Source organism: Enterobacter sp. BNK-14 (assembly GCF_047456095.1).
Taxonomy (GTDB): Bacteria; Pseudomonadota; Gammaproteobacteria; order Enterobacterales; family Enterobacteriaceae; genus Enterobacter; species Enterobacter kobei.
Window position 1 is genome coordinate 2442704 of sequence record NZ_CP179897.1, and the last position, 24623, is coordinate 2467326.

Here is a 24623-nt window from a genome sequence, read left to right on the forward strand (position 1 = left end):
TCAATGAATCAGGCTTGCCTTTATACTACCGCGCGATTGTTTAGAAACTGCCCAAGTGAAACCAAATGGGAAATCTCCGGTGAAGTTCGTAAAGTATTTATTCATCCTTGCAGTCTGTTGCATTCTGCTGGGAGCAGGCTCGATTTACGGTTTGTACAAATATATTGAGCCACAGCTACCTGATGTCGCCACGCTTCGCGATGTGCGGCTCCAGATCCCGATGCAAGTCTATAGCGCCGATGGCGAATTGATGGCGCAGTATGGCGAGAAGCGTCGTATCCCGCTGACCTTAAACCAAATTCCGCCCGTGATGGTGAAAGCCTTTATCGCCACCGAGGACAGCCGTTTTTACGAGCACCACGGTGTCGATCCGGTGGGGATTTTCCGCGCCGCGAGCATTGCGTTGTTCTCTGGTCATGCCTCCCAGGGGGCAAGTACCATTACGCAGCAGCTGGCGCGTAACTTCTTCCTCAGCCCTGAAAAAACGCTGATACGTAAGATCAAAGAGGTGTTCCTGGCGATCCGTATTGAGCAGTTGCTGAGCAAGGACGAAATCCTTGAGCTGTACCTCAATAAAATCTACCTGGGCTACCGTGCTTATGGCGTGGGGGCTGCGGCACAGGTGTATTTCGGTAAACCGGTGGATCAACTCACCTTAAGCGAAATGGCCACCATCGCCGGTCTTCCTAAAGCGCCTTCTACGTTTAACCCGCTCTATTCGCTCGATCGCGCCACCTCGCGTCGTAACGTCGTCCTGTCACGTATGCTGAGCGAAGGCTATATCAGCCAGAGCGAGTACGACCAGGCGCGCAATGATGTCATCGACGCCAACTACCACGCCCCTGAGATCGCCTTCTCTGCGCCTTACCTGACCGAAATGGTGCGCCAGGAGATGGTGAGCCGTTATGGCGACAAGGCCTATGAAGATGGCTATCGCGTGTACACCACCGTCACTCGCAAAGTGCAGCAGGCGGCTCAGGAGGCGGTGCGCAACAACGTGATGGACTACGACATGCGTCACGGCTATCGCGGCCCGTCAAACGTGCTCTGGAAAGTGGGTGAAAGCGCGTGGGACAGCAAAAAAATCACCAGCACGCTGAGGGCGCTGCCAACCTATGGCCCGCTCCTCCCTGCTGTCGTGACGCAGGCCAATCCTCAGGAAGCCGTTGCGACCCTGGCGGATGGCACTTCCGTCTCCCTGCGTATGGACGGGATGCGTTGGGCACGACCTTACCGTTCGGACACTCTGCAAGGGCCAACCCCGCGTAAAGTCACCGATGTGGTACAGACCGGACAGCAAATCTGGGTGCGTAAGGTGGGCGATGCCTGGTGGCTGGCGCAGGTCCCTGACGTCAACTCGGCCCTGGTCTCGATCAACCCACAGAATGGTGCGGTCATGGCGCTGGTTGGCGGGTTCGATTTCAACCAGAGCAAGTTCAACCGCGCGACTCAGGCACTGCGTCAGGTTGGCTCCAACATCAAGCCGTTCCTCTACACCGCGGCGATGGATAAGGGCTTAACCCTTGCCAGCATCCTTAACGACGTGCCTATCTCCCGCTGGGACGCTGGTGCCGGTTCCGACTGGCAGCCGAAAAACTCGCCTGCGGAATATGCCGGCCCTATTCGTCTTCGTCAGGGTCTGGGACAGTCGAAAAACGTGGTGATGGTACGTGCCATGCGCGCAATGGGCGTTGACTATGCGGCAGAGTATCTGCAGCGTTTCGGCTTCCCGGCGCAGAACATCGTTCGCACCGAGTCGCTGGCGTTAGGCTCCGCTTCCTTTACGCCGCTTCAGGTCGCACGTGGATACTCGGTGATGGCCAACGGTGGCTTCCTGGTTGACCCGTTCTTCATCAGTAAAATCGAGAACGATCAGGGCGGCGTGCTGTTTGAGGCAAAACCGAAAATTGCCTGCCCTGAGTGCGATATCCCGGTCATTTACGGCAATACACCGAAATCCGAGGTGCTTGAAAACAAGGACATGGAAGACCCTGCCGTGTCTCAGGAGCAGCCGAATATCGTTGTACCGCAGCCACAGCTGGAGCAGGCTAACCAGTCGCTGGTTGCACAGACCGGTGCGCAGGAGTATGCCCCGCATGTGATCAACACGCCGCTGTCGTTCCTGATCAAGAGCGCGCTGAACACCAACATCTTCGGTGAACCAGGCTGGCAAGGTACCGGCTGGCGTGCGGGACGCGATTTACAGCGCCATGATATCGGCGGTAAAACGGGTACCACCAACAGCTCGAAAGATGCATGGTTCTCCGGCTACGGTCCGGGCGTAGTGACCTCGGTGTGGATCGGTTTCGACGATCATCGCCGTGACTTAGGTCGTACCACGGCATCCGGCGCGATTAAAGATCAGATTTCCGGCTACGAAGGCGGCGCGAAAAGCGCACAACCGGCGTGGGATGCGTACATGAAATCCGTTCTTGAAGGCGTACCAGAGCAGCCATTAACGCCACCGCCGGGTGTGGTCACGGTCAATATCGACCGTAGCACCGGACAGCTCGCTAATGGCGGTAATAGCCGCGCCGAGTATTTCATCGAAGGCACGCAGCCAACCACGCAGGCGGTGCATGAGGTGGGTACAGAGATTATTGATAACGGCGAAACGCACGAGCTGTTCTAAGCATAAAAATGCCCGGTAAAAACCGGGCAAAGAATCCCAGGCCGGGTAAGGCGAAGCCGCCACCCGGCTTTTTTTATGACCTACAACCGCCCCTGCCCCTTCAACCATTCCCGAACCAGGAACAACGCGCTCACGTTGCGGGCCTCGTTAAAGTCTGGGTCTTCCAGCAGATCCATCAGATGCGCCAGCGGCCAGCGCACCTGCGGCAGCGGTTCCGGCTCATCTCCCTCCAGCGATTCAGGGTAGAGATCTTCAGCCACCACAATATTCATTTTGCTGGAAAAATAGGACGGCGCCATGCTCAGTTTTTTCAGGAACGACAGTTCATTCGCACCAAAACCCACCTCTTCTTTCAGCTCACGGTTTGCCGCTTCAAAGACCGTTTCGCCCGGGTCGATCAGTCCTTTGGAGAACCCAAGTTCGTAAGATTCTGTTCCCACGGCGTATTCGCGGATCAAAATCAGATGATCGTCGACGATAGGGACAATCATCACCGCTTCGCGCGAAGAGGGGCGCATACGTTCATAAACACGACGCACACCGTTGCTGAACTCCAGGTCCACACTTTCAACATTAAACAGGCGCGATTTGGCGACAGTTTCAACATTCAGAATGGTGGGTTTTTGTAGTGGTTTGCTCATCTTGATGGGGTCTTAACAGTGTGAACTGGCTTTATTGTGCGATATGCCGCACGGTTTCGGCAATGTCAATCGCTCTTTATTTACATTTATGCAACGTAGCTGGGATCAATCCTCAATTCAAAACAAATGTCAAGAGGTTGAAATGTTTCCAGGAATTTGCTGATATCGCGCCATAAGAGGCTTTGCTATCATCACCGGTCACTGGGATGCGCTTCAGAATGCTCAAGTTCGACTCCATACTTGCCGATAGCCAGCCACAGACTCTCATTCAATGTAAAGGTGCTACTGATTACACCTGTAAGAAGATTAGTAAGATGGGGAAAGCATGAGCACCATTTTGATTGTTCTCGCTGCTATGCTGGCCAGCGCATTGATTGCAGGGTGGCTGTACTGGCGACGCGCACAGCGCCGTTACCGGCTGCCTTTTTTAAATGCCTTCGCGGGTGCGACCACCCGTAAACTCGCGCAAGATGAGCGCGATGCAGTTGAAAACTATCTCGAAACGCTGAACCGTACCCAGTTATCGCCTGGGCCGACGGGAGCCACAGCTGCGCCTGTCGTACTGAAACTTAACGCGCAGAGCGACACCGTGCTCTGCGTGACGCGTTCCATTACTCGCTACGGTATCACAACGGACGACCCCAACAAGTGGCGCTACTATCTTGATTCCGTCGAGGTACATCTTCCCCCCTCCTGGGAACAGTACATTAACGACGAAAACAGCGTTGAGCTGATTCATACCGATTCGCTGCCGCTGGTTATCTCGCTTAACGGTCATACCCTGAGTGAATATCTTCACGAAGCTCCGCGTTTTGCGCTGGAACGCGCGAGTTCAACGCAGGCCTCCATTCGTGGCGAAGAGACTGAGCAGATCGAACTGCTGAACATTCGTCAGGAAACGCATGAAGAATACGCCCTGAGCCGTCCGGACGGCATCCGTGAAGCCATTCTGATCGTTGCCGCTTTCCTGCTCTTTTTTGTCTGCCTGCTGACGCCGGACGTCTTTGTTCCGTGGCTGGCGGGGGGCGCTGTGCTGCTTCTGGCTGCCGGACTGTGGGGGCTTTTTGCACCGCCGGCCAAAACCTCGTTGCGGGAGATCCACTGCCTGCGCGGCACACCAAAGCGCTGGGGTCTGTTCGGTGAAAACGATCAGGAGCATCTCAACAATATTTCGCTCGGTATTATCGACCTTATCTATCCGCGCCACTGGCAACCGTGGATCGCGCAGGATTTAGGGCAGAAAACCGATATTGATATCTACCTTGACCGCCACGTTGTGCGTCAGGGACGCTTCCTGTCTCTGCATGATGAAGTAAAAAATTTCCCGCTTCAGCACTGGCTCCGTAGCACGGTCATTGCTGGCGGCGCCGCGCTGGTGTTTATCATGCTGCTGCTTTTCGTGCCGCTGGATATGCCCATCAAATTCACCCTGTCGTGGATTAAAGGCGCGCAGACCATCGAAGCGACCAGCGTCAACCAGCTGGATGAAGCAGGGGTACGGGTGGGCGATACGCTGCGCCTGAAGGGAACCGGGATGTGTAATATCCACAGCCCGGGCGGATGGAACACGCGGCAGAGCTCGCCTTTCATGCCGTTCGACTGCTCGCAAATTATCTGGAACGACGCGCCGCCGCTGCCATTACCGGAATCCGAAGTGGTGAATAAAGCCACGGCGCTGACCCAGACGGTTAACCGCCAGCTGCACCCGAAAGCGGATGACGATTCACGCGTCAGCCCTGCGCTCCGTTCTGCCATCCAGAAGTCAGGCATGGTTCTCCTGGATGACTTTGGCGATATCGTTCTCAAAACCCAGGATTTATGTTCCTCGCAGGATGAGTGCATACGCCTCAAAAACGCGCTGGTTAACCTGGGGAACAGCAAAGACTGGGACTCACTGGTCAAACGCGCCGAAGCGGGACGACTGGACGGCGTCAATGTCCTGCTGCGCCCGGTAAGCGCCGAATCGCTGGATAACCTGGTCGCCACGTCGACATCGCCGTTTATGATGCGCGAAACCACCCGTGCGGCGCAGGCGCTCAACAGCCCGGCACCGGGCGGCTTTGTGATTGTCAGCGATGAGGGCAGCGACCTGGTCGATCAGCCTTACCCGCAGGTGGCGCTTTATGACTATCCGGCACAGGAGCAGTGGGGTCAGTTCCAGCGTCTGGCGCAGATGCTGATGCAAACCCCCTTCAGCGCCGAAGGGATTGTCACCAGTATTTATACCGATGCCAACGGCACCCGTCATATCGGCCTGCACCGGATGCCGGATAGCGCAGGATTGTGGCGATACATTGGCACCTCTCTGCTGATGATTGCCATGCTTATCGCCATTGTCTGGAACGGTATTATGGCGCTGCGCCGCTATCAACGCTCGCGCACCCGTCTTGCTGAGATCCAGCAATATTATGAAAATTGCCTTAATCCCAAGCTGATCCCCTCCTCCGAGAGCCTGATCTGATAACCTCGTTGCGCGACAAGATGTGCTACCCTGTCGCGCACGTTTCTTCTGGCTGGAGTTCCCCCTTATGCATCTTGATATCGACTGGCAGCAGGTCGACACCGTTCTGCTGGATATGGACGGCACGCTGCTCGATCTCGCCTTTGATAACTATTTCTGGCAAAAGCTGGTGCCGGAAACCTACGGCGAACAGCAGGGTATCTCCCCGGCAGAAGCACAGGCATTCATTCGTTCGCAATATAGCGCAGTGCAACATACGCTAAACTGGTACTGTCTTGACTACTGGAGCGAGCGCCTCGGTTTGGATATTTGTGCCATGACCACCGCCCAGGGCCCGCGCGCGGTACTGCGCGAAGATACGGTTCCGTTCCTGGACGCGCTGAAAGCCAGCGGCAAGCGCCGTATTTTGCTGACCAACGCGCATCCACATAATCTGGCCGTGAAGCTGGAGCACACGGGGCTGGCATCGCACCTTGATTTATTGCTTTCTACCCACACATTTGGTTATCCGAAAGAGGATCAGCGGTTGTGGCATGCGGTGAAGGAAGAGACCGGCTTGCAGCCGGAACGCACGCTGTTCATTGACGACAGCGAGCCCATTCTGGATTCCGCGGCAACGTTTGGCATTCGCTATTGTCTGGGCGTCACCAATCCTGACTCTGGCCTGGCTGAAAAACGCTATCTGCGACATCCTGGACTGAACGACTACCGCCAGATGATCCCCTCACTGACCGTGAAGGAGACGCCATGAAAGAAAAACCCTCTGACGGGGTAAGACTGGATAAATGGCTGTGGGCGGCCCGTTTTTATAAAACGCGCGCCCTTGCCCGCGAGATGGTTGACGGCGGTAAAGTGCATTACAACGGCCAGCGCAGCAAGCCGAGCAAGCTGGTTGAGCTGAACGCCACCTTAACGCTACGCCAGGGCAACGATGAAAAAACGGTGGTGATTAAAGCCATTACCGAACAACGTCGGCCCGCATCGGAAGCCGCACTGCTCTATGAAGAGACGGCGGAAAGCGTTGAGAAACGCGAGAAGACCGCGCTGGCGCGCAAAATGAATGCGCTGACCATGCCCCACCCGGACCGGCGGCCGGATAAAAAAGAGCGCCGCGATCTGATGAAATTTAAACACGGTGAGACAGAGTAACCCTCACCCGCACGAGAGATGAAAATGGCCCAACACGACCAATTACACCGCTATCTGTTTGAACAATTCGCCGTGCGCGGCGAACTGGTCACCGTATCCGAAACCTGGAAACAGATTCTGGAAAACCACAATTACCCGCTGCCGGTGAAGACCCTGTTGGGCGAACTGCTGGTTGCCACCAGCCTGCTGACCGCGACGCTGAAATTTGCCGGTGATATTACCGTGCAGCTGCAGGGTGACGGCCCAATGACGCTGGCAGTGATCAACGGCAATAACCAGCAGCAGATGCGCGGCGTCGCACGCGTTCAGGGCGATGTGCCTGAAAATGCAGACCTCAAAACGCTGGTGGGGAATGGCTACCTGGTGATCACCATCTCCCCTGAGGAAGGTGAACGCTATCAGGGCGTGGTCGGCCTCGAAGGGGATACCCTGGCAGCCTGCCTGGAAGATTACTTCATGCGTTCTGAACAGCTGCCGACGCGTCTGTTCATCCGCACCGGTGAAGTGGATGGTCAGCCTGCTGCGGGCGGTATGCTGCTGCAAGTTCTGCCAGCCCAGGACGCACAGACCAATGACTTCGAGCACCTGGCGACGCTGACCGAAACCGTCAAAGCCGAAGAGTTGTTTAACCTGTCGGCGACTGACGTGCTGTGGCGTCTGTACCACGAAGAAGAAGTGACCGTTTACGACCCGCAGGCGGTGGAGTTCAAATGCACCTGTTCTCGCGAACGCTGCGCGGGTGCGCTGAAAACCCTGCCAGATGAAGAGATCGACAGCATCATGGCGGAAGACGGCGAAATTGATATGCACTGTGACTACTGCGGTACGCACTATGTGTTCAATTCAATGGATATCGCTGAGATCCGCAACAACGCCTCCCCGGCGGATCCGCAGGTTCACTAATACCCTTCCCTCTCCCTATCCTGTTCTCTCTCCCTGTGGGAGAGGGAACTGGGTGAGGGCAAAAAACCTCGCTTAAGCTGAATCGTTTTCCGTATGTAACTCTTACGTAATTTTCTTACGTGTATGCGATTACATTCACATTCTCTCCGATAAAATCACCAGCCTTTAACCTTTTCGGAACATTTTCCCCAACCAAAAAGCGATTCCTGCGATAATCCGCCTGCACTGTGACTGGAGTCGCAGCGTTTTCCGTTAGTAAGGGTTTTGTCCAGATGCGTAAATCTATGAGCCCCGTCGCGGTTAACAACCCCAGAAAAACCCTACAATTTCAGGCAGTACATATTGGCTAAGGAGCAGTGATATGCGTGTTACTGGTTTAACCCCGCAAGATCTCAAGGCTTATGGTATTCACGACGTCCAGGAAGTCGTCTACAACCCCGACTACGATACGCTGTATCAGGAAGAGCTCAATCCAGCACTGGAAGGATACGAGCGCGGTGTGTTGACGAATCTTGGTGCTATCGCCGTCGATACCGGTATTTTTACCGGTCGTTCGCCGAAAGATAAGTATATCGTCCGAGACGAAACCACCCGCGATACGCTGTGGTGGGCTGACAAAGGCAAAGGGAAGAACGACAACAAACCGCTCTCTCCGGAAACCTGGCAGCATCTGAAAGGGCTCGTCACCCATCAACTTTCTGGCAAGCGTCTGTTTATCGTAGACGCTTTCTGCGGCGCTAACGCCGACACCCGTCTCTCCGTACGTTTCATTACCGAAGTAGCCTGGCAGGCGCATTTCGTGAAGAACATGTTTATTCGTCCAACCGACGAAGAGCTGCAGGACTTCACGCCTGACTTCATCGTAATGAACGGTGCGAAATGCACTAACCCGCAGTGGAAAGAGCAGGGCCTGAACTCCGAAAACTTTGTCGCCTTCAACCTGACCGAGCGTATCCAGCTGATCGGCGGTACCTGGTACGGCGGCGAGATGAAGAAAGGGATGTTCTCGGTCATGAACTACCTGCTGCCACTGCGCGGCATCGCGTCCATGCACTGCTCGGCGAACGTCGGCGAGAAAGGCGATGTGGCGGTGTTCTTCGGCCTGTCCGGCACAGGGAAAACCACCCTCTCCACCGACCCGAAACGTCGTCTGATTGGCGATGACGAACACGGCTGGGACGATGACGGCGTGTTTAACTTTGAAGGCGGCTGCTACGCGAAGACCATTCGCCTGTCAGAAGAGGCTGAGCCGGATATCTTCCACGCAATCCGTCGCGATGCGCTGCTGGAAAACGTCACCGTACGTGCCGACGGCTCTATCGACTTTGACGACGCCTCGAAAACCGAAAACACGCGCGTGTCATACCCGATCTACCACATCGACAACATCGTGAAGCCGGTGTCAAAAGCGGGTCATGCTACGAAGGTGATTTTCCTGACGGCGGATGCCTTTGGCGTGCTGCCTCCGGTATCTCGCCTGACCGCCAGCCAGACGCAGTACCACTTCCTTTCTGGCTTTACGGCCAAACTGGCGGGTACCGAGCGCGGCGTGACGGAGCCAACCCCAACCTTCTCCGCCTGCTTCGGCGCAGCATTCCTGTCGCTGCACCCGACGCAGTACGCTGAAGTGCTGGTGAAACGCATGCAGGCGTCTGGCGCGCAGGCCTACCTGGTGAACACCGGCTGGAACGGGACTGGCAAACGTATCTCTATCAAGGATACTCGCGCCATTATCGACGCCATTCTGGATGGTTCTCTCGATAACGCCGAAACCTTCACGCTGCCGATGTTTGACCTGGCCATTCCAACGTCGCTGCCGGGTGTGGATACGCATATCCTCGACCCGCGCAATACGTACGGTTCGCCGGAACAGTGGCGCGAGAAGGCAGAATCGCTGGCGAAGCTGTTTATTGAGAACTTCGAGAAATATACCGATACACCAGCGGGCGAAGCGCTGGTGATTGCGGGACCGAAGCTGTAGGTAAAAGCAAAAAGGCAACGAAAGTTGCCTTTTTTAATGTTTTCCCCCTCTCCCAGTGGGAGAGGGCCGGGGTGAGGGCATCAGGCCGCACCGTTTAATGATTAACTCTCTTTCACCTGTCCGCGCGTCACCGGCACCGGTAACCAGGCGCGAATGCTCAGCCCACCCCGCTCGCTGGTGCCAATCTCCAGCAATCCGTTATGGTTATCGATAATACGCTGCACAATCGCCAGGCCTAAGCCCGTACCACTGGTGCTGCGCGCACTGTCGCCACGCACAAACGGCTGGAACAGATGCTTACGCTGCTCGGGCTTAATACCCGGACCGTCATCTTCCACCTGGAACCAGGCGCGGTTGAGTTCAGACCCGCTGCTGACTTTAATCCAGCCGTTGCCGTAGCGCGCCGCGTTGACCACCATGTTCGCCACCGCACGCTTAATGGAGAGCGGGTGCATACGGACCTGAATTTCACCGGCCTGAAGGGCAGTATCAATTTCACGTTCATAACCACTTTCCGCGGCCACCACTTCACCCAGCACCGCGTTCAGATCCGCCATCTCCATCGGCATCTCCTGCCCGGTACGGAGATAGTCGATGAACTGCTCGATGATGGCGTTACACTCTTCGATGTCCTTGTTGATGGACTCGGCGAGATAACCATCTTCTTCTCCCATCATCTCCGTTGCCAGACGGATACGCGTCAACGGCGTGCGCAGGTCGTGACTGACGCCCGCCATCAGCAGCGTACGGTCATCCGCCAGCTGCTTCACACCTGCGGCCATGTGGTTAAAGGCCCGCGTCACAGAACGCACTTCCGAGGCGCCATACTCGCGCAGCGGGGGAGGAATAATGCCTTTACCGACCTGCAGCGCAGCGTGCTCCAGGTCGACCAGCGGTCGGTTCTGTATACGGATAAACAGCCAGGCCCCGCCTATCGCCAGCAGCATAATGGCGAGCGTATAGCGGAACAGCGGCGAGAAGTCGCCCTGATGGATTTCCGTCAGCGGAACGCGCACCCAGATGTTGGGTGACAGCCAGGTTTTCAGCCAGACGACAGGCGAGCTTTTGTTGACCTCAACACGGACTTCCGTTGGCCCCCCCAGCTGCTGCGCCATCTGCTGGCTAAGAAATTCGTAGTGCTGCGCCCAGCGCAAACCCGCGTCTTCTGCCGCCTCATTCGAGTAGAGCGAAATGCCCAGCTCACGGTAGATTTCACGGCGAAACGCCGGGGGAACGACCAGTTGCGTGCCGTCCTCCAGTTGCAGTTTATCGGTCATCAGCATACGGACTTCGTACGCCAGGACCTTATTAAACTGCTGGAGGCTCGGCAAAATCGCAAAGTTCAAAACCACCAGGTAGGTCGTCACCAGGCTGACGAACAGCAAGGTGACGATCAGTAACAGGGTGCGGGCAAATGAGCTTCGCGGCGAGAAGCGCATTCGCCTCATGCTTTAGAGCCGTCCGGGACAAACACGTAGCCCAGACCCCATACGGTCTGAATATAACGAGGATGCGCCGGATCTTCTTCCACCATGCGGCGCAGACGGGAGATCTGCACGTCGATGGAGCGTTCCATTGCCGAGTATTCGCGACCACGCGCCAGGTTCATCAGCTTGTCACGGGAAAGCGGCTCACGCGGGTGGCTGACCAGCGCTTTCAGCACCGCAAACTCACCGCTGGTGAGCGGCATTGGCTCGTCTTCACGGAACATCTCACGCGTACCGAGGTTCAGCTTGAACTTGCCGAAGGCAATCACCGCTTCTTCCTGCGACGGTGCGCCAGGCAGCTCGTTCGCCTGACGACGCAGCACGGCACGAATACGCGCCAGCAGTTCACGCGGGTTAAACGGTTTTGGAATGTAGTCATCCGCGCCGATTTCGAGGCCCACGATACGGTCAACTTCTTCACCCTTCGCGGTCACCATGATGATCGGCATCGGGTTACTCTGGCTACGCAGACGACGGCAGATAGAGAGCCCGTCCTCGCCCGGCAGCATCAGGTCGAGAACCATCAGATGGAAAGATTCACGGGTTAGCAGACGATCCATCTGCTCAGCGTTCGCGACGCTACGAACCTGGAAGCCCTGCTCGGTCAGATAACGCTCCAGCAGCGCACGCAGGCGCATGTCGTCATCCACGACCAGAATTTTGTAGTTCTCTTGCATTGTGTGTACTCCCAAAGGTTCGGATAGTCTTTGTGACAGCGTATTCTAAAAAAGTGCACGTATTCGACCAGCGAAATCTGGTATAAATTCTAGTCGAAATTGTTACAAAGCATATTTAACAGCAGCTTATCTGCTCATTTCATCACATAAATCATTATTAATCCTGTCTGTTACACTGTGTGGTACGTATTGTGCGCCAGACAGAAAACAGGCAGCAAAGGCTTTACCATGAAAACGCCCCTGATCACCCGCGAAGGGTACGAAAAACTCAAAAAAGAGATGGATTACCTGTGGCGAGAAGAGCGCCCTGAAGTAACCAAAAAGGTGACCTGGGCGGCAAGCCTGGGCGATCGCAGCGAAAATGCTGACTACCAGTACAACAAAAAGCGACTGCGTGAGATTGACCGTCGGGTACGCTACCTGACCAAGTGCCTTGAGAACCTGAAAATTGTCGATTACTCCCCGCAGCAGGAGGGCAAAGTGTTCTTCGGCGCGTGGGTGGAGATTGAAAACGACGACGGTGACACCCTGCGTTTTCGCATTGTCGGCTACGATGAAATTTTTGGTCGTAAGGATTACATCTCCATCGACTCCCCGATGGCCCGCGCGCTGCTGAAAAAGGAAGTGGGTGATTTGGCCGTCGTTCAGACTCCCGCCGGTGAAGCCTGCTGGTACGTCAATGAGATCGTCTACGTAAAATAGTCCGAGAGCGCCCTCCCCGGCTGGCATTTTGCCGTGTCAGCCCGTATAACTATCCCCTGATTTTTCGACTCAACAGATGATAAAGCCATGATGAAAGATTCGCTCTGCCGCATTATTGCGGGTGAACTTCAGGCCAGAGCCGAACAGGTAGAAGCTGCCGTTCGCCTGCTTGATGAAGGGAACACCGTGCCGTTTATTGCACGTTATCGTAAGGAAGTCACCGGCGGTCTGGATGACACGCAGCTGCGTAACCTGGAAACCCGTCTGGGATACCTGCGTGAGCTGGAAGACCGTCGTCAGGCGATCCTCAAATCCATTGGCGAACAGGGCAAGCTGACCAGCGAACTGGAAAGCGCCATTAACGGCACCCTGAGCAAAACCGAACTCGAAGATCTCTATCTGCCTTACAAACCGAAGCGCCGCACGCGCGGGCAGATCGCGATTGAAGCAGGCCTTGAGCCGCTGGCCGACCTGCTGTGGAATGAGCCGTCCCACCATCCGGAAACTGAGGCGGCGAAATTCATCGATGCCGACAAAGGCGTCGCGGACACCAAGGCCGCCCTCGACGGTGCGCGTTACATTCTGATGGAACGCTTTGCCGAAGACGCCGCCCTGCTGGCTAAAGTGCGTGATTACCTGTGGAAGAATGCGCACATCGTCTCTACCGTCGTGGCGGGGAAAGAGGACGAAGGCGCGAAATTCCGCGACTACTTCGATCACCACGAACCGATATCTACCACCCCATCACACCGTGCGCTGGCAATGTTCCGCGGCCGCAACGAAGGTGTGCTGCAGCTCTCTCTGAACGCTGATCCGCAGTTTGACGAGCCGCCGAAAGAGAGCCACTGCGAGCAGATCATCATTGACCATCTCGGCCTGCGCCTGAACAACGCTCCGGCAGACAGCTGGCGCAAAGGCGTGGTGAGCTGGACCTGGCGCATCAAGGTGCTGATGCACCTCGAAACCGAGCTGATGGGCACCGTGCGCGAGCGCGCCGAAGATGAAGCGATCAACGTTTTCGCCCGTAACCTTCATGACCTGCTGATGGCGGCGCCTGCTGGCCTGCGCGCGACCATGGGTCTCGATCCGGGCCTGCGTACCGGCGTGAAAGTGGCGGTGGTTGACGGCACCGGCAAGCTGGTCGCCACTGACACCATCTATCCGCACACCGGACAGGCAGCGAAAGCGGCTGTCGTGGTTGCCGCTCTGTGTGAAAAATACAACGTCGAGCTGGTCGCCATCGGTAACGGTACGGCGTCCCGCGAGACTGAACGTTTCTTCCTCGACGTGCAGAAGCAGTTCCCGAAAGTCACGGCGCAGAAGGTGATCGTCAGCGAAGCGGGCGCATCAGTCTATTCCGCCTCCGAGCTGGCGGCGCAGGAATTCCCGGACCTGGACGTTTCATTGCGCGGCGCGGTATCTATCGCCCGTCGTTTGCAGGATCCGCTGGCGGAGCTGGTGAAAATTGATCCGAAATCCATCGGCGTGGGCCAGTACCAGCACGATGTGAGCCAGACTCAGCTGGCACGCAAGCTGGATGCGGTCGTAGAAGACTGCGTAAACGCCGTCGGTGTTGACCTGAATACCGCCTCCGTGCCGCTGCTGACCCGCGTGGCGGGCTTAACCCGCATGATGGCGCAGAACATCGTCGCCTGGCGTGATGAGAACGGCCAGTTCCAGAACCGTCAGCAGCTGCTGAAGGTGAGCCGTCTGGGGCCGAAAGCGTTTGAGCAGTGCGCGGGCTTCCTGCGCATCAACCACGGCGATAACCCGCTGGATGCCTCCACCGTTCACCCGGAAGCCTACCCGGTGGTAGAACGTATTCTGGCCGCCACCCAGCAGGCGCTGAAGGACCTGATGGGCGATAGCAGTGCCCTGCGCAACCTCAAAGCGGTGGATTTCACCGACGATAAATTTGGTGTGCCAACCGTCACCGATATCATCAAAGAGCTGGAAAAACCGGGCCGCGATCCGCGTCCTGAGTTCAAAACGGCGACCTTTGCTGACGGCATCGAGACCATGAACGATCTGCTGCCCGGCATGGTGCTGGAAGGTGCGGTAACTAACGTCACCAACTTCGGCGCGTTTGTGGATATCGGCGTGCATCAGGATGGCCTGGTTCACATCTCTTCTCTCGCCGACAAGTTCGTTGAAGACCCGCACACCGTGGTCAAAGCGGGCGACATCGTGAAGGTGAAAGTGCTGGAAGTGGACCTGCAGCGCAAACGTATCGCCCTGACCATGCGTCTGGACGAGCAGCCAGGCGACACCAACGCTCGTCGTGGCGGAAACGGTGGCGCTCGTGACTCCCAGCGCCCGGCCGCGAAAGCGGCAAAACCGCGCGGGCGTGATGCTCAGCCAGCGGGCAATAGCGCGATGATGGATGCGCTGGCGGCCGCGATGGGCAAGAAGCGCTAAGTGATAAACGCCCGGTGGCGCTACGCTTACCGGGCCTACGGTTTTGTAGGCCGGGCAAACGCAGTGCCGCCCGGCAAGCAGGCCGCAAAGAATTAAAACAAATAGAGTGCATCCATATTTAAACCACTAATTATCACTTCGTTAACAAATAACCCTCTTCTCTTTATCTCCGCATTTCAGCAAATATTGAGCAAGGTCAAACAGGCCGTAAATTAATACACCAAACAACATTCCGTCACAGTTTTATTATTGCTGATAAAAACTATTCTCATTATCATCCCATAGTAGATAATTTAACCTTTCGTGGAAGCAGGCGTTATGCAATTCACTCCAGACAGTGCGTGGAAGATTACCGGTTTTACCCGCGAAATAAGCCCGGCCTATCGGCAAAAGCTACTCTCGCTGGGCATGCTGCCCGGCTCGTCATTCCAGGTGGTGCGCGTGGCGCCGTTAGGCGATCCGGTTCACATTGAAACCCGACGCGTGAATCTGGTCCTGCGTAAAAAAGACCTCGCATTAATAGAAGTCGAAGCCTTATCCCGATAACGAGCCAGCGGTTTCAGTGAGTCTAAAAAAATGAAAAAATTAACTATTGGCTTAATTGGCAATCCTAATTCCGGCAAGACCACGCTATTTAACCAGCTCACGGGCGCGCGCCAGCGCGTCGGTAACTGGGCAGGCGTAACCGTTGAACGTAAAGAAGGCCAGTTCACGACAACGGATCATCAGGTCACTCTGGTTGACCTTCCCGGCACCTATTCCTTGACCACCATTTCGTCGCAGACCTCGCTCGATGAGCAAATTGCCTGCCACTACATTCTGAGCGGCGACGCGGATCTGCTGATCAACGTGGTCGACGCCTCCAACCTCGAGCGCAACCTCTACCTGACGCTGCAACTGCTGGAGCTGGGTATTCCCTGCATCGTGGCGCTCAACATGCTCGACATTGCAGAGAAACAAAAGCTGCGCATCGACGTCGATGCCCTCTCCGCGCGCCTGGGTTGCCCGGTAGTGCCGCTGGTATCAACGCGCGCTCGCGGGATTGATGCCCTGAAGCTGGCGATTGACCGTCACACGGGAAATCACGACGTTGAGCTGGTGCATTACGCCCGCCCGCTGCTGCGCGAAGCCGATCTGCTGGCGCAGGAGATGGACAAAAGCATGCCTGCAAAACAGCGCCAGTGGCTCGGCCTGCAGATGCTGGAAGGCGATATCTATAGCCGCGCCTATGCCGGACATGCGGCAGATAAACTGGACGCGACGGTGGCCCGTCTCGGCGACGAGCTGGACGACCCGGCGCTGCACATCGCCGATGCACGATACCAGGCCATCGCCTCGATTTGCGACGTGGTCAGTAATGCCCTGACGGCGGAACCCAGCCGCTTTACGGCGGCGGTGGATAAGATTGTACTCAACCGCTTCCTCGGTTTGCCGATCTTCCTGCTGGTGATGTACGTGATGTTCCTGCTCGCCATCAACATCGGCGGCGCACTCCAGCCGATTTTTGACGCCGGTTCCGTCGCGATCTTTGTACACGGGATTCAGTGGGTGGGTTACACCCTGCACTTCCCGGAGTGGCTGACCATTTTCCTCGCTCAGGGGCTCGGCGGGGGCATTAACACCGTTCTGCCGCTGGTACCGCAGATCGGCATGATGTATCTGTTCCTCTCGTTCCTGGAAGATTCAGGTTATATGGCGCGCGCCGCGTTCGTCATGGACCGCCTGATGCAGGCCCTGGGTCTGCCCGGCAAATCCTTCGTACCGCTGATTGTCGGCTTCGGCTGTAACGTGCCGTCGGTCATGGGTGCCCGTACCCTGGATGCTCCGCGTGAACGCCTGATGACCATTATGATGGCGCCGTTTATGTCCTGCGGTGCGCGTCTGGCCATCTTCGCCGTCTTTGCGGCCGCCTTCTTTGGTCAGCAGGGCGCGCTGGCAGTCTTCTCGCTGTATGTTCTGGGCATCGTGATGGCGATACTGACCGGTTTAATGCTCAAGCACACGATTATGCGCGGTGAAGCCTCACCGTTTGTCATGGAGCTGCCGGTCTATCACGTTCCACACCTGAAAAGCCTGGTGATCCAGACCTGGCAACGCCTGAAAGGGTTTGTGCTGCGCGCTGGTAAGGTGATTGTCATCGTCAGCATTTTCCTGAGCGCGCTGAACAGCTTCACCCTCAGCGGTCAGGCAGCAGATAACATCAACGATTCTGCCCTCGCCTCTGTCAGCCGCATCATCACGCCGGTCTTCAAACCGATTGGCGTGCATGAGGATAACTGGCAGGCGACCGTGGGCCTGTTCACCGGTGCGATGGCGAAAGAGGTGGTTGTCGGCACCCTGAACACGCTCTACACCGCGGAGAACATCCAGGAACAGGAATTTAATCCGGCAGCGTTTCACCTCGGTGATGAACTGCTGGGTGCCGTCGAGGAGACCTGGCAGAGCCTGAAAGATACCTTCAGCCTGAGCGTGCTGGCGAACCCGATTGAGGCCAGCAAAGGCGACGGTGAAATGGCGACGGGTGCCATGGGCGTGATGGGAGAGAAATTTGGTAGCGCATCTGCGGCCTACAGCTATCTCATCTTTGTTCTGCTCTATATTCCGTGCATCTCCGTCATGGGAGCGATTGCGCGTGAATCCAGTCGCGGCTGGATGGGCTTCTCCATTCTGTGGGGGCTAAATATCGCTTACTCGCTGGCGACGCTGTTTTATCAGACCGTTAATTTCAGTCAGCACCCACGCTACAGCCTGGTTTGTATCCTCGCGGTTGTCCTGTTTAACGTGGTTGTTCTTGGCCTGCTGCGCCGGGCACGCAGCCGCGTCGATATCGACCTGCTGGCAAATCGTAAAACCGCCGCGACCTGCTGCAACAGCCCGGCGGGCGACTGTCACTAAGGAGCACACCATGGCGTCATTGATTCAGGTGCGTGACATGCTGGCTCTGCAGGGCCGGATGGAGGCGAAACAGCTGAGCCTCAGCCTGCATACGCCCCAGCCGATGATCGATGCCATGCTGGAACGCCTTGAAGCCATGGGTAAAGCCGTGCGGATCCAGGAGGAGGCAGAGGGTTGCCTCTCTGGCAGTTGTAAAAGTTGTCCGGAAGGAAAGGCTTGCCTGCGGGAGTGGTGGGCACTGCGCTAATACTGCACTCATAAAGCCGGGCATCGCTGCCCGGCTTTATCATATTACTTATAGACGTCCGCGGTGGCGCGTACGTTTTTGGTCTGTTTTTCTGCACTGGTGACGACGTAGTACGTCCCGCCCATCTCATCCGCTTTCTTCGACAGCTCTTTTCTCGCATCCATCGGCGCGGTGGTGTCAGACGTAGAAATCTCACCGATTTTCGTCAGATTCATGCCGGCAACTTTATCTTTTTCCAGCTCTTTTGCCGCAAAGACGCCAAATGACAGTGACCCAATAACCAGAGAAGTGACAATACCTGTAACAAGTTTCATAGCCTGACTCTCCATAGGATTGTTGTTTTGATCATCGTAGGCATAACAACCGCAACGACATCTGGAGTATGGTTGCGGTGTGTAACTTTTTCCAGGCTGGATAGAAAATAATCAGTCTAAACGTTGACTTAACGCAATGAGCGCTGAACAAAATTCCGTCGGATGAGAGATAAACGGGGCATGCGCGGCTTTGGCAATGACCTGCGATTCGCTGTCCGGCCAGAGGGAGTCCAGCAAGGGCACCACTTTGCGCGGCACCAGCCCGTCAAGATAACCATAGATACGCAGATGCGGCATCGTCAGCGCGGCCAGCGGCTCACGCAGATCGACCGTTTTCAGAATTTCAAGGCCGCCGTTGAGCACCTCAACGTCCGGCATCGGCAAAGAGAGCACCACCTGCTTCAGCGCTCTGGCATCCTGTCGCGCGGTTTCGGTGCCCATCGTCTGTAGCGCGAGGAACCGCTCTACGGTCCGCTGGAAATCGTCACTCAGCTGCTGCTGGAAACCCGCCAGTACGTCAGGCTTTATGCCGGGCCACGTCTTCTGCGCGCTAAAGCAGGGCGATGAGGCCACCGTCACCAGCGCGTTTACGCGCTCGGGCCAGGAAAGCGCAATCTGGCTTGCCACCAGCCCGCCCAGACTCCAGCCCAGCCAGATGGCATGTTGTGGCGCCGCGTTCAGCACCTCCTGCGCCATCTCTTCGAGCGTCATCGCACCATAACCATGGCTACGGCCATACCCCGGTAGATCAACCAGATGTAACGTAAATTGCGAGGCTAGTTCCTCGTTTATGCAATGCCATACTTCTGCATTCAGGCCCCATCCGTGCAGCAGCACAAGATGGCAATTTCCTGTCCCTACGGTCTGCCACCACAGCGTCTTCATCAGTTACTGTTCTCTTTTTTCACATGGAGGTTGAATATGCTAACAGTGCCCGGCTTGTGCTGGCTATGCAAAATGCCGCTTGCCCTTAGCGCCTGGGGCGTCTGTTCCGTCTGCACGCGTTCGCTGGAAAGGCGTATCACCGCCTGCCCACAATGTGGTTTACCCGCCACGAACCGCTATTTACCCTGTGGCCGCTGCCTGAAAAAACCCCCGCCGTGGAGCGCGCTGGTGGCGGTGGATGATTACGTTCGACCGCTGAGCAGGCTGATTCACGCCCTGAAGTTTTCCGGCCAGAGCTCGCTGGCACTGCCCCTTGCCCGCCTGCTATTGCTGGCGGTTTTACAGGCACGGCGAACCCGCGCCCTGCCGAAAATTGATATGGTGGTCAATGTCCCCCTGTATCGCCGTCGCCACTGGCGGCGAGGTTACAATCAGAGCGACCTGCTCTGCCGTCCGCTCGCCCGCTGGCTCGGCTGTCGATATACTGCCAGCGCACTCACCCGCGTACATGCCACCGCCGTTCAGCATCAGCTCAACGCCCGGCTGCGCAAAAGAAACCTCAAAAATGCCTTTCGCCTTGAATTGGCGGTTAACGGCCTCCATATCGCGATTGTGGATGATGTCGTCACCACAGGCAGTACCGTTGCTGAACTTTCCCGACTGCTTTTGCAAAGCGGCGCCGCGTCGGTTCAGGTATGGTGTCTGTGCCGTACCTTGTAGCCCTTCTTCAATGGGCGTATGATTATACCCAGGTAATTTAGTCAACTATTAGGCCAAAGCTATGATCCGTATTTCCGATTCTGCACAAGCGCACTTTGCCAAACTGCTGGCAAATCAGGAAGAAGGGACGCAGATCCGCGTGTTTGTGATTAACCCGGGCACGCCGAATGCAGAATGCGGTGTCTCTTATTGTCCGCCAGACGCTGTGGAAGCAACTGACACTGCCCTTAAGTTTGAACAGCTCACCGCTTATGTTGATGAGCTGAGCGCGCCGTATCTTGAAGATGCGGAGATCGACTTCGTCACCGACCAACTGGGCTCTCAGCTGACCCTGAAAGCGCCGAACGCCAAAATGCGTAAAGTCTCAGACGATGCCCCGCTGATGGAGCGCGTTGAATATCTGCTGCAATCCCAGATCAACCCCCAGCTGGCGGGTCATGGTGGTCGCGTTTCCCTGATGGAAATCACGGAAGACGGCCTGGCGATCCTGCAGTTTGGCGGCGGCTGTAACGGTTGCTCTATGGTCGATGTGACGCTGAAAGAAGGGATCGAGAAGCAGCTGCTGAACGAGTTCCCGGAACTGAAAGGCGTACGTGACCTGACCGAGCACCAGCGCGGCGAGCATTCTTACTACTAAGCCGTCTGCCTTTGCCCGGTGGCGCTGCGCTTACCGAGCCTACAATACTGTTACTGTATCCCAATCGCAGGCCGGGTAAGGCTAAGCCGCCACCCGGCTTTTGTTTTCCCGCCGCGCCTCCTCTATATGTTGACCTGCGTCTCATAATTCACATTTTGCCTGCCTGGGTGATTCTCAACCACGCCATGTTACCCGTATCATTCTCGTGGGCACTAAGCACACTCATAACAGCCGACTAAACTTAATGGTTTGCAAGGCATCAGTATTAGTGCCGTTACTTCTCTGTTCCCAGTTGGGACAATCGGAATGTGTCGTTGAAACAATGACGTTACCCATAACAATTCAAAGGCCAGGTAAATCATGCCATTAGTCATCGTTGCTATCGGTGTTGTGTTATTACTGCTCTTGATGATCCGTTTCAAAATGAACGGATTTATCGCTCTGGTTCTGGTGGCACTTGCAGTCGGTCTGATGCAGGGTATGCCGCTGGTTAAAGTTATCAGCTCCATTAAAGCCGGTGTCGGCGGCACGCTCGGCAGCCTGGCGCTGATCATGGGCTTCGGTGCCATGCTCGGCAAAATGCTGGCAGACTGCGGCGGCGCGCAGCGTATTGCCACCACGCTTATCGACAAATTTGGTAAGAAGAACATTCAGTGGGCGGTGGTATTGACCGGTTTTACCGTCGGTTTCGCGCTGTTCTATGAAGTGGGCTTCGTGCTGATGCTGCCACTGGTGTTCACCATCGCAGCGGCAGCTAACATTCCGCTGCTGTTTGTGGGTGTGCCAATGGCTGCGGCGCTGTCCGTGACCCACGGCTTCCTGCCACCTCACCCGGGCCCTACGGCAATCGCCACCATCTTCCACGCCGATATGGGTAAAACCCTGCTGTTCGGTACGATTCTGGCAATCCCGACCGTGATTCTGGCAGGCCCGGTATATGCCCGCTTCCTGAAAGGTATCGATAAGCCAATTCCGGAAGGTCTGTACAGCGCGAAAACCTTCACCGAAGAAGAGATGCCTGGCTTTGGCGTCAGCGTCTGGACCTCACTGGTACCGGTGATCCTGATGGCGATGCGCGCCGTGGCAGAGATGATCCTGCCGAAAGGTCATGCGTTCCTGGGCGTGGCAGAATTCCTGGGCGATCCGGTCATGGCTACGCTGATTGCCGTCCTGATCGCGATGTTCACCTTCGGTCTGAACCGGGGTCGTTCAATGGATCAGATCAACGACACATTGACCTCTTCCATCAAAATTATTGCCATGATGCTCCTGATCATCGGCGGTGGCGGTGCGTTCAAGCAGGTGCTGGTTGACAGCGGCGTGGACAAATACATCGCTGCGATGATGCATGAAACCAACGTGTCGCCGCTCCTGATGGCCTGGTCTATTGCCGCGGTTCTGCGTATTGCGCTGGGTTCTGCAACCGTTGCTGCGATTACTGCAGGCGGTATCGTTGCGCCGCTGATTGCCACCACGGGCGTCAGTCCTGAGCTGATGGTTATCGCGGTCGGTTCCGGTAGCGTGATTTTCTCTCACGTGAACGACCCGGGCTTCTGGCTGTTTAAGGAGTACTTCAACCTGACCATAGGTGAAACCATCAAGTCCTGGTCCGCGCTGGAAACCATTATTTCGGTGTGTGGCCTGGTTGGGGTGCTGCTGTTGAATATGGTGGTTTGATGTCATAAGTCGGGTGGCGGCTTCGCCTTACCCGACCTACTGGCTCCATGTAGGCCCGGTAAGCGTAGCGCCACCGGGCAATAAAAAACCCGCCACTGGCGGGTTTTTTATCACTTCTTAGCAGCCGCTTTTCGCCGCTTATCCAAATCCTTAATCAGCCTGTTCACCCCGTCATCGGCAAACATCTTCTCAAGCGTTGTGGACAATTTGCGACGCCAGTTCTTGTACTGATAGCTGGTGCCCGGAATGTTCACCGGCTCCGCCATATCAATCCAGTCTTCCGGCTGAAGGCCAAGCAGAGCGCTGTTGCTGTCGGCAATATAGCGCTGCAAACCGCGGTTGAGCGTTGGCGTCATCGCCATCAGCGACGCCTTGTGACCGGCGCGCTTCGGCAGGCAGCCATGCTTATGCAGCGCATCCAGCAGCCCCTGCTTCGCCAGCTCGCGATCCTGATACAGCCCGCGCAGAACCTCTTCATCAGGATAGAGACCCAGCGTTTTCCCGAGCGTCAGATCGCCGCTTTCCCAGTAGCCTCTGAGCGTAGGAAGATCATGCGTCGTCGCGACTGCCATTGACTGTTCTGGATACGCTTTCGGCGCGCGGAAGGTTTTCTCATGGTCGTTTTCAAAATAGAGCACTTTATAGGAGTACACGCCGCTGTCGCGGAGCTTGCTGACAATTTCCACCGGCACGGTACCGAGATCTTCCCCGATCACCATACACTGGTGACGCTTACTCTCCAGGGCCAGGATCGACAGCAGATCGTCTACCGGATACTGGACGTACGCGCCGTGATCGGCCGTTTCACCGTAAGGGATCCACCACAGGCGCAGTACGGACATGACGTGGTCAATACGCAGCGCGCCACAGTTTTGCATGTTCGCACGCAGCAGGTCGATAAACGGCTCGTAGGCGCGCGCCGCCATCACGTGCGGATCCATCGGCGGCAAGCCCCAGTTCTGACCGAGCGGCCCAAGGATATCCGGCGGCGCACCGACGGACGCTTTCAGGCAGTAAAGCTCACGGTCACACCAGGTTTCCGCGCCGCCTTCTGCCACACCGACGGCCAGGTCGCGATACAGGCCGATCGGCATGTTGTAACCCTGGCTTACCTGCCAGCAGGCGGCAAACTGGCTGTAGGCCAGCCACTGCAGCCACAGATAGAAGTCCACCTCGTCGGCATGCGTTTTACAGAAGGCTTTGACTTCCGGGGTGTCCACGGACTGGTACGCTTCCGGCCAGACCGGCCAGCCCCAGCGCATTTCGTCCTCTTTCACCTGATGCGCGTGCAGCGCATCGAATGCCGCCTGCCAGTAGAGACTTTCGCCTTCCTGCGCCACAAACTGGCGGAAGGCCGCCATCTGATCGTCATCGCGCTTAGCAAAGCCTTTCCAGGCCAGACGCAGCGCCGCCATTTTTAGCGCGGTCACAGTAGCATAATCGACCCAGTCCGCTTCGCGGGCCTGTTTCAGCATCTGCTTCGTGGTCTCAAGCTTCCACCACGCCTGCGCGTCTTTACTGTTTTTAAAATCATCCAACGCGTTAACGTCGATATAAATGACGTTCAGCCAGCGACGGGAGGACGGGCTGTACGGGCTGGCGCTTTCCGGGTTCGCCGGATAGAGCGCGTGGATCGGGTTGAGGCCGATGAACGCGCCGCCGCGCTCACCCACGGAGGCCAGCATATTCTTCAGATCGCCAAAATCGCCGATGCCCCAGTTGCTGTCGGAACGGAGCGTGTAGAGCTGCACGCAGGCGCCCCACAGCTTTTTGCCTTCGAGCAGCGCCTGCGGCTCATAGCAGCGTTTTGGCGCGACGATCACCCGGCAGTGAAAACGCTGCTCGTCCTGGGTGAGCGTCAGGCTGTGATAGCCCTCCGGCAGTTTCGCCGGAAGGTTAAACGCTTTGCCGCCGGTGGCGTGGCCTTTATGCTGATGCCCCTCTTCGGTGGTGAGCAGCCAGCTAAACTCGCCGCGCCCCTCCACCGTCAGCGACATTTTTTTGCCCGCAGTAAAGACCTTTACGTTTGGCACCGGTAGTGCCGACGCTTTCGCGTCGGCTTTGTGCATGGCATTCAGCAAACGTCTTTTGGTGTCCGCACCAATAGACTGCGGTTTGCCGTGCGCATTGATGTAACTGAGGCTAATTCCCGCCGCCTGCGCGGCACTGTCCAGACGTTTACTCTCCATCGCGCTTC

General features: G+C 56.5%; 20 protein-coding genes. 14 read left to right on the top strand and 6 right to left on the bottom strand.

The annotated features are described in order from the left end of the window. Positions 1 to 79 precede the first annotated feature (79 nt). Positions 80 to 2632 (top strand): peptidoglycan glycosyltransferase/peptidoglycan DD-transpeptidase MrcA, encoded by a 2553-nt coding sequence (gene mrcA / locus ACMGGM_RS11780; RefSeq protein ID WP_014885532.1) that lies wholly within the window; start codon positions 80 to 82, stop codon positions 2630 to 2632. 80 nt (positions 2633 to 2712) lie between these two features. On the opposite strand, the gene nudE is transcribed toward mrcA, so the two are convergent. Beyond that, positions 2713 to 3273, bottom strand: a complete 561-nt coding sequence (nudE, locus tag ACMGGM_RS11785) for an ADP compounds hydrolase NudE (RefSeq protein WP_008503041.1) — start codon at positions 3271 to 3273, stop codon at positions 2713 to 2715. 325 nt (positions 3274 to 3598) lie between these two features. Here nudE and ACMGGM_RS11790 point away from each other — a divergent pair, with 325 nt between their 5' ends. The 5 genes from ACMGGM_RS11790 (at position 3599) to pckA (ending at position 9767) form a co-directional block, all read left to right on the top strand. Then, positions 3599 to 5734: an intracellular growth attenuator family protein gene (locus tag ACMGGM_RS11790; protein WP_047343544.1), complete on the top strand. Its 2136-nt coding sequence runs from the start codon at positions 3599 to 3601 to the stop codon at positions 5732 to 5734. Positions 5735 to 5801: 67 nt separating this feature from the next. Then, a complete protein-coding gene (yrfG, locus tag ACMGGM_RS11795) occupies positions 5802 to 6485 on the top strand; it encodes a GMP/IMP nucleotidase (protein WP_014885534.1) in 684 nt (227 codons plus the stop codon). After that, complete coding sequence (gene hslR / locus ACMGGM_RS11800) at positions 6482 to 6883, top strand: ribosome-associated heat shock protein Hsp15 (protein WP_014885535.1); 402 nt, start codon at positions 6482 to 6484, stop codon at positions 6881 to 6883. The genes yrfG and hslR overlap by 4 nt, the downstream gene beginning before the upstream one ends. 18 nt (positions 6884 to 6901) lie before the next feature. Continuing rightward, positions 6902 to 7786: an Hsp33 family molecular chaperone HslO gene (gene hslO / locus ACMGGM_RS11805; RefSeq protein ID WP_162184515.1), complete on the top strand. Its 885-nt coding sequence runs from the start codon at positions 6902 to 6904 to the stop codon at positions 7784 to 7786. Between the two features lie 361 nt (positions 7787 to 8147). Then, positions 8148 to 9767: a phosphoenolpyruvate carboxykinase (ATP) gene (pckA, locus tag ACMGGM_RS11810; RefSeq protein ID WP_047343545.1), complete on the top strand. Its 1620-nt coding sequence runs from the start codon at positions 8148 to 8150 to the stop codon at positions 9765 to 9767. A 101-nt stretch (positions 9768 to 9868) separates the two neighbouring features. Here pckA and envZ read toward each other — a convergent pair whose 3' ends face one another. Together envZ and ompR are read right to left on the bottom strand one after the other, a co-directional pair. Continuing rightward, positions 9869 to 11215 (bottom strand): two-component system sensor histidine kinase EnvZ, encoded by a 1347-nt coding sequence (envZ, locus tag ACMGGM_RS11815; protein WP_014885538.1) that lies wholly within the window; start codon positions 11213 to 11215, stop codon positions 9869 to 9871. Continuing rightward, positions 11212 to 11931 (bottom strand): two-component system response regulator OmpR, encoded by a 720-nt coding sequence (gene ompR, locus ACMGGM_RS11820; RefSeq protein ID WP_001157751.1) that lies wholly within the window; start codon positions 11929 to 11931, stop codon positions 11212 to 11214. Before ompR ends, envZ begins: the two co-directional genes overlap by 4 nt. A gap of 228 nt (positions 11932 to 12159) precedes the next feature. Between ompR and greB the strand changes: the two genes are divergently transcribed. The 5 genes from greB to feoC all read left to right on the top strand — a co-directional run bounded on the left by greB (position 12160) and on the right by feoC (position 18193). Continuing rightward, positions 12160 to 12633: a transcription elongation factor GreB gene (gene greB / locus ACMGGM_RS11825; protein WP_047343546.1), complete on the top strand. Its 474-nt coding sequence runs from the start codon at positions 12160 to 12162 to the stop codon at positions 12631 to 12633. Between the two features lie 87 nt (positions 12634 to 12720). Beyond that, the gene (locus ACMGGM_RS11830) at positions 12721 to 15051 is read left to right on the top strand and encodes a Tex family protein (protein ID WP_063862199.1); all 2331 of its coding nucleotides are present in this window, start codon (positions 12721 to 12723) and stop codon (positions 15049 to 15051) included. Between the two features lie 318 nt (positions 15052 to 15369). Next, on the top strand, positions 15370 to 15597 hold the full coding sequence (gene feoA, locus ACMGGM_RS11835) for a ferrous iron transporter A (RefSeq protein ID WP_008503050.1): 228 nt from the start codon (positions 15370 to 15372) through the stop codon (positions 15595 to 15597). Positions 15598 to 15627: 30 nt separating this feature from the next. Next, complete coding sequence (gene feoB, locus ACMGGM_RS11840; RefSeq protein ID WP_045268725.1) at positions 15628 to 17946, top strand: Fe(2+) transporter permease subunit FeoB; 2319 nt, start codon at positions 15628 to 15630, stop codon at positions 17944 to 17946. Between the two features lie 10 nt (positions 17947 to 17956). Next, positions 17957 to 18193: a [Fe-S]-dependent transcriptional repressor FeoC gene (gene feoC, locus ACMGGM_RS11845; RefSeq protein WP_014885542.1), complete on the top strand. Its 237-nt coding sequence runs from the start codon at positions 17957 to 17959 to the stop codon at positions 18191 to 18193. A gap of 44 nt (positions 18194 to 18237) precedes the next feature. Here the strand turns inward: feoC and ACMGGM_RS11850 are convergent, their stop codons facing one another. Together ACMGGM_RS11850 and bioH are read right to left on the bottom strand one after the other, a co-directional pair. Beyond that, on the bottom strand, positions 18238 to 18507 hold the full coding sequence (locus ACMGGM_RS11850) for a YdgH/BhsA/McbA-like domain containing protein (RefSeq protein ID WP_014885543.1): 270 nt from the start codon (positions 18505 to 18507) through the stop codon (positions 18238 to 18240). A 111-nt stretch (positions 18508 to 18618) separates the two neighbouring features. Then, the gene (bioH, locus tag ACMGGM_RS11855; protein ID WP_023338847.1) at positions 18619 to 19392 is read right to left on the bottom strand and encodes a pimeloyl-ACP methyl ester esterase BioH; all 774 of its coding nucleotides are present in this window, start codon (positions 19390 to 19392) and stop codon (positions 18619 to 18621) included. 36 nt (positions 19393 to 19428) lie between these two features. Between bioH and gntX the strand changes: the two genes are divergently transcribed. The 3 genes from gntX to gntT all read left to right on the top strand — a co-directional run bounded on the left by gntX (position 19429) and on the right by gntT (position 22426). Then, positions 19429 to 20112 (top strand): DNA utilization protein GntX, encoded by a 684-nt coding sequence (gene gntX, locus ACMGGM_RS11860; protein WP_023338848.1) that lies wholly within the window; start codon positions 19429 to 19431, stop codon positions 20110 to 20112. Positions 20113 to 20173: 61 nt separating this feature from the next. Continuing rightward, the gene (nfuA, locus tag ACMGGM_RS11865; protein ID WP_003861601.1) at positions 20174 to 20749 is read left to right on the top strand and encodes a Fe-S biogenesis protein NfuA; all 576 of its coding nucleotides are present in this window, start codon (positions 20174 to 20176) and stop codon (positions 20747 to 20749) included. Positions 20750 to 21109: 360 nt separating this feature from the next. Further along, positions 21110 to 22426: a gluconate transporter gene (gene gntT, locus ACMGGM_RS11870; protein WP_014885546.1), complete on the top strand. Its 1317-nt coding sequence runs from the start codon at positions 21110 to 21112 to the stop codon at positions 22424 to 22426. Positions 22427 to 22536: 110 nt separating this feature from the next. Here the strand turns inward: gntT and malQ are convergent, their stop codons facing one another. Next, on the bottom strand, positions 22537 to 24615 hold the full coding sequence (gene malQ, locus ACMGGM_RS11875; protein ID WP_047343548.1) for a 4-alpha-glucanotransferase: 2079 nt from the start codon (positions 24613 to 24615) through the stop codon (positions 22537 to 22539). Between the last annotated feature and the right edge of the window lie 8 nt (positions 24616 to 24623).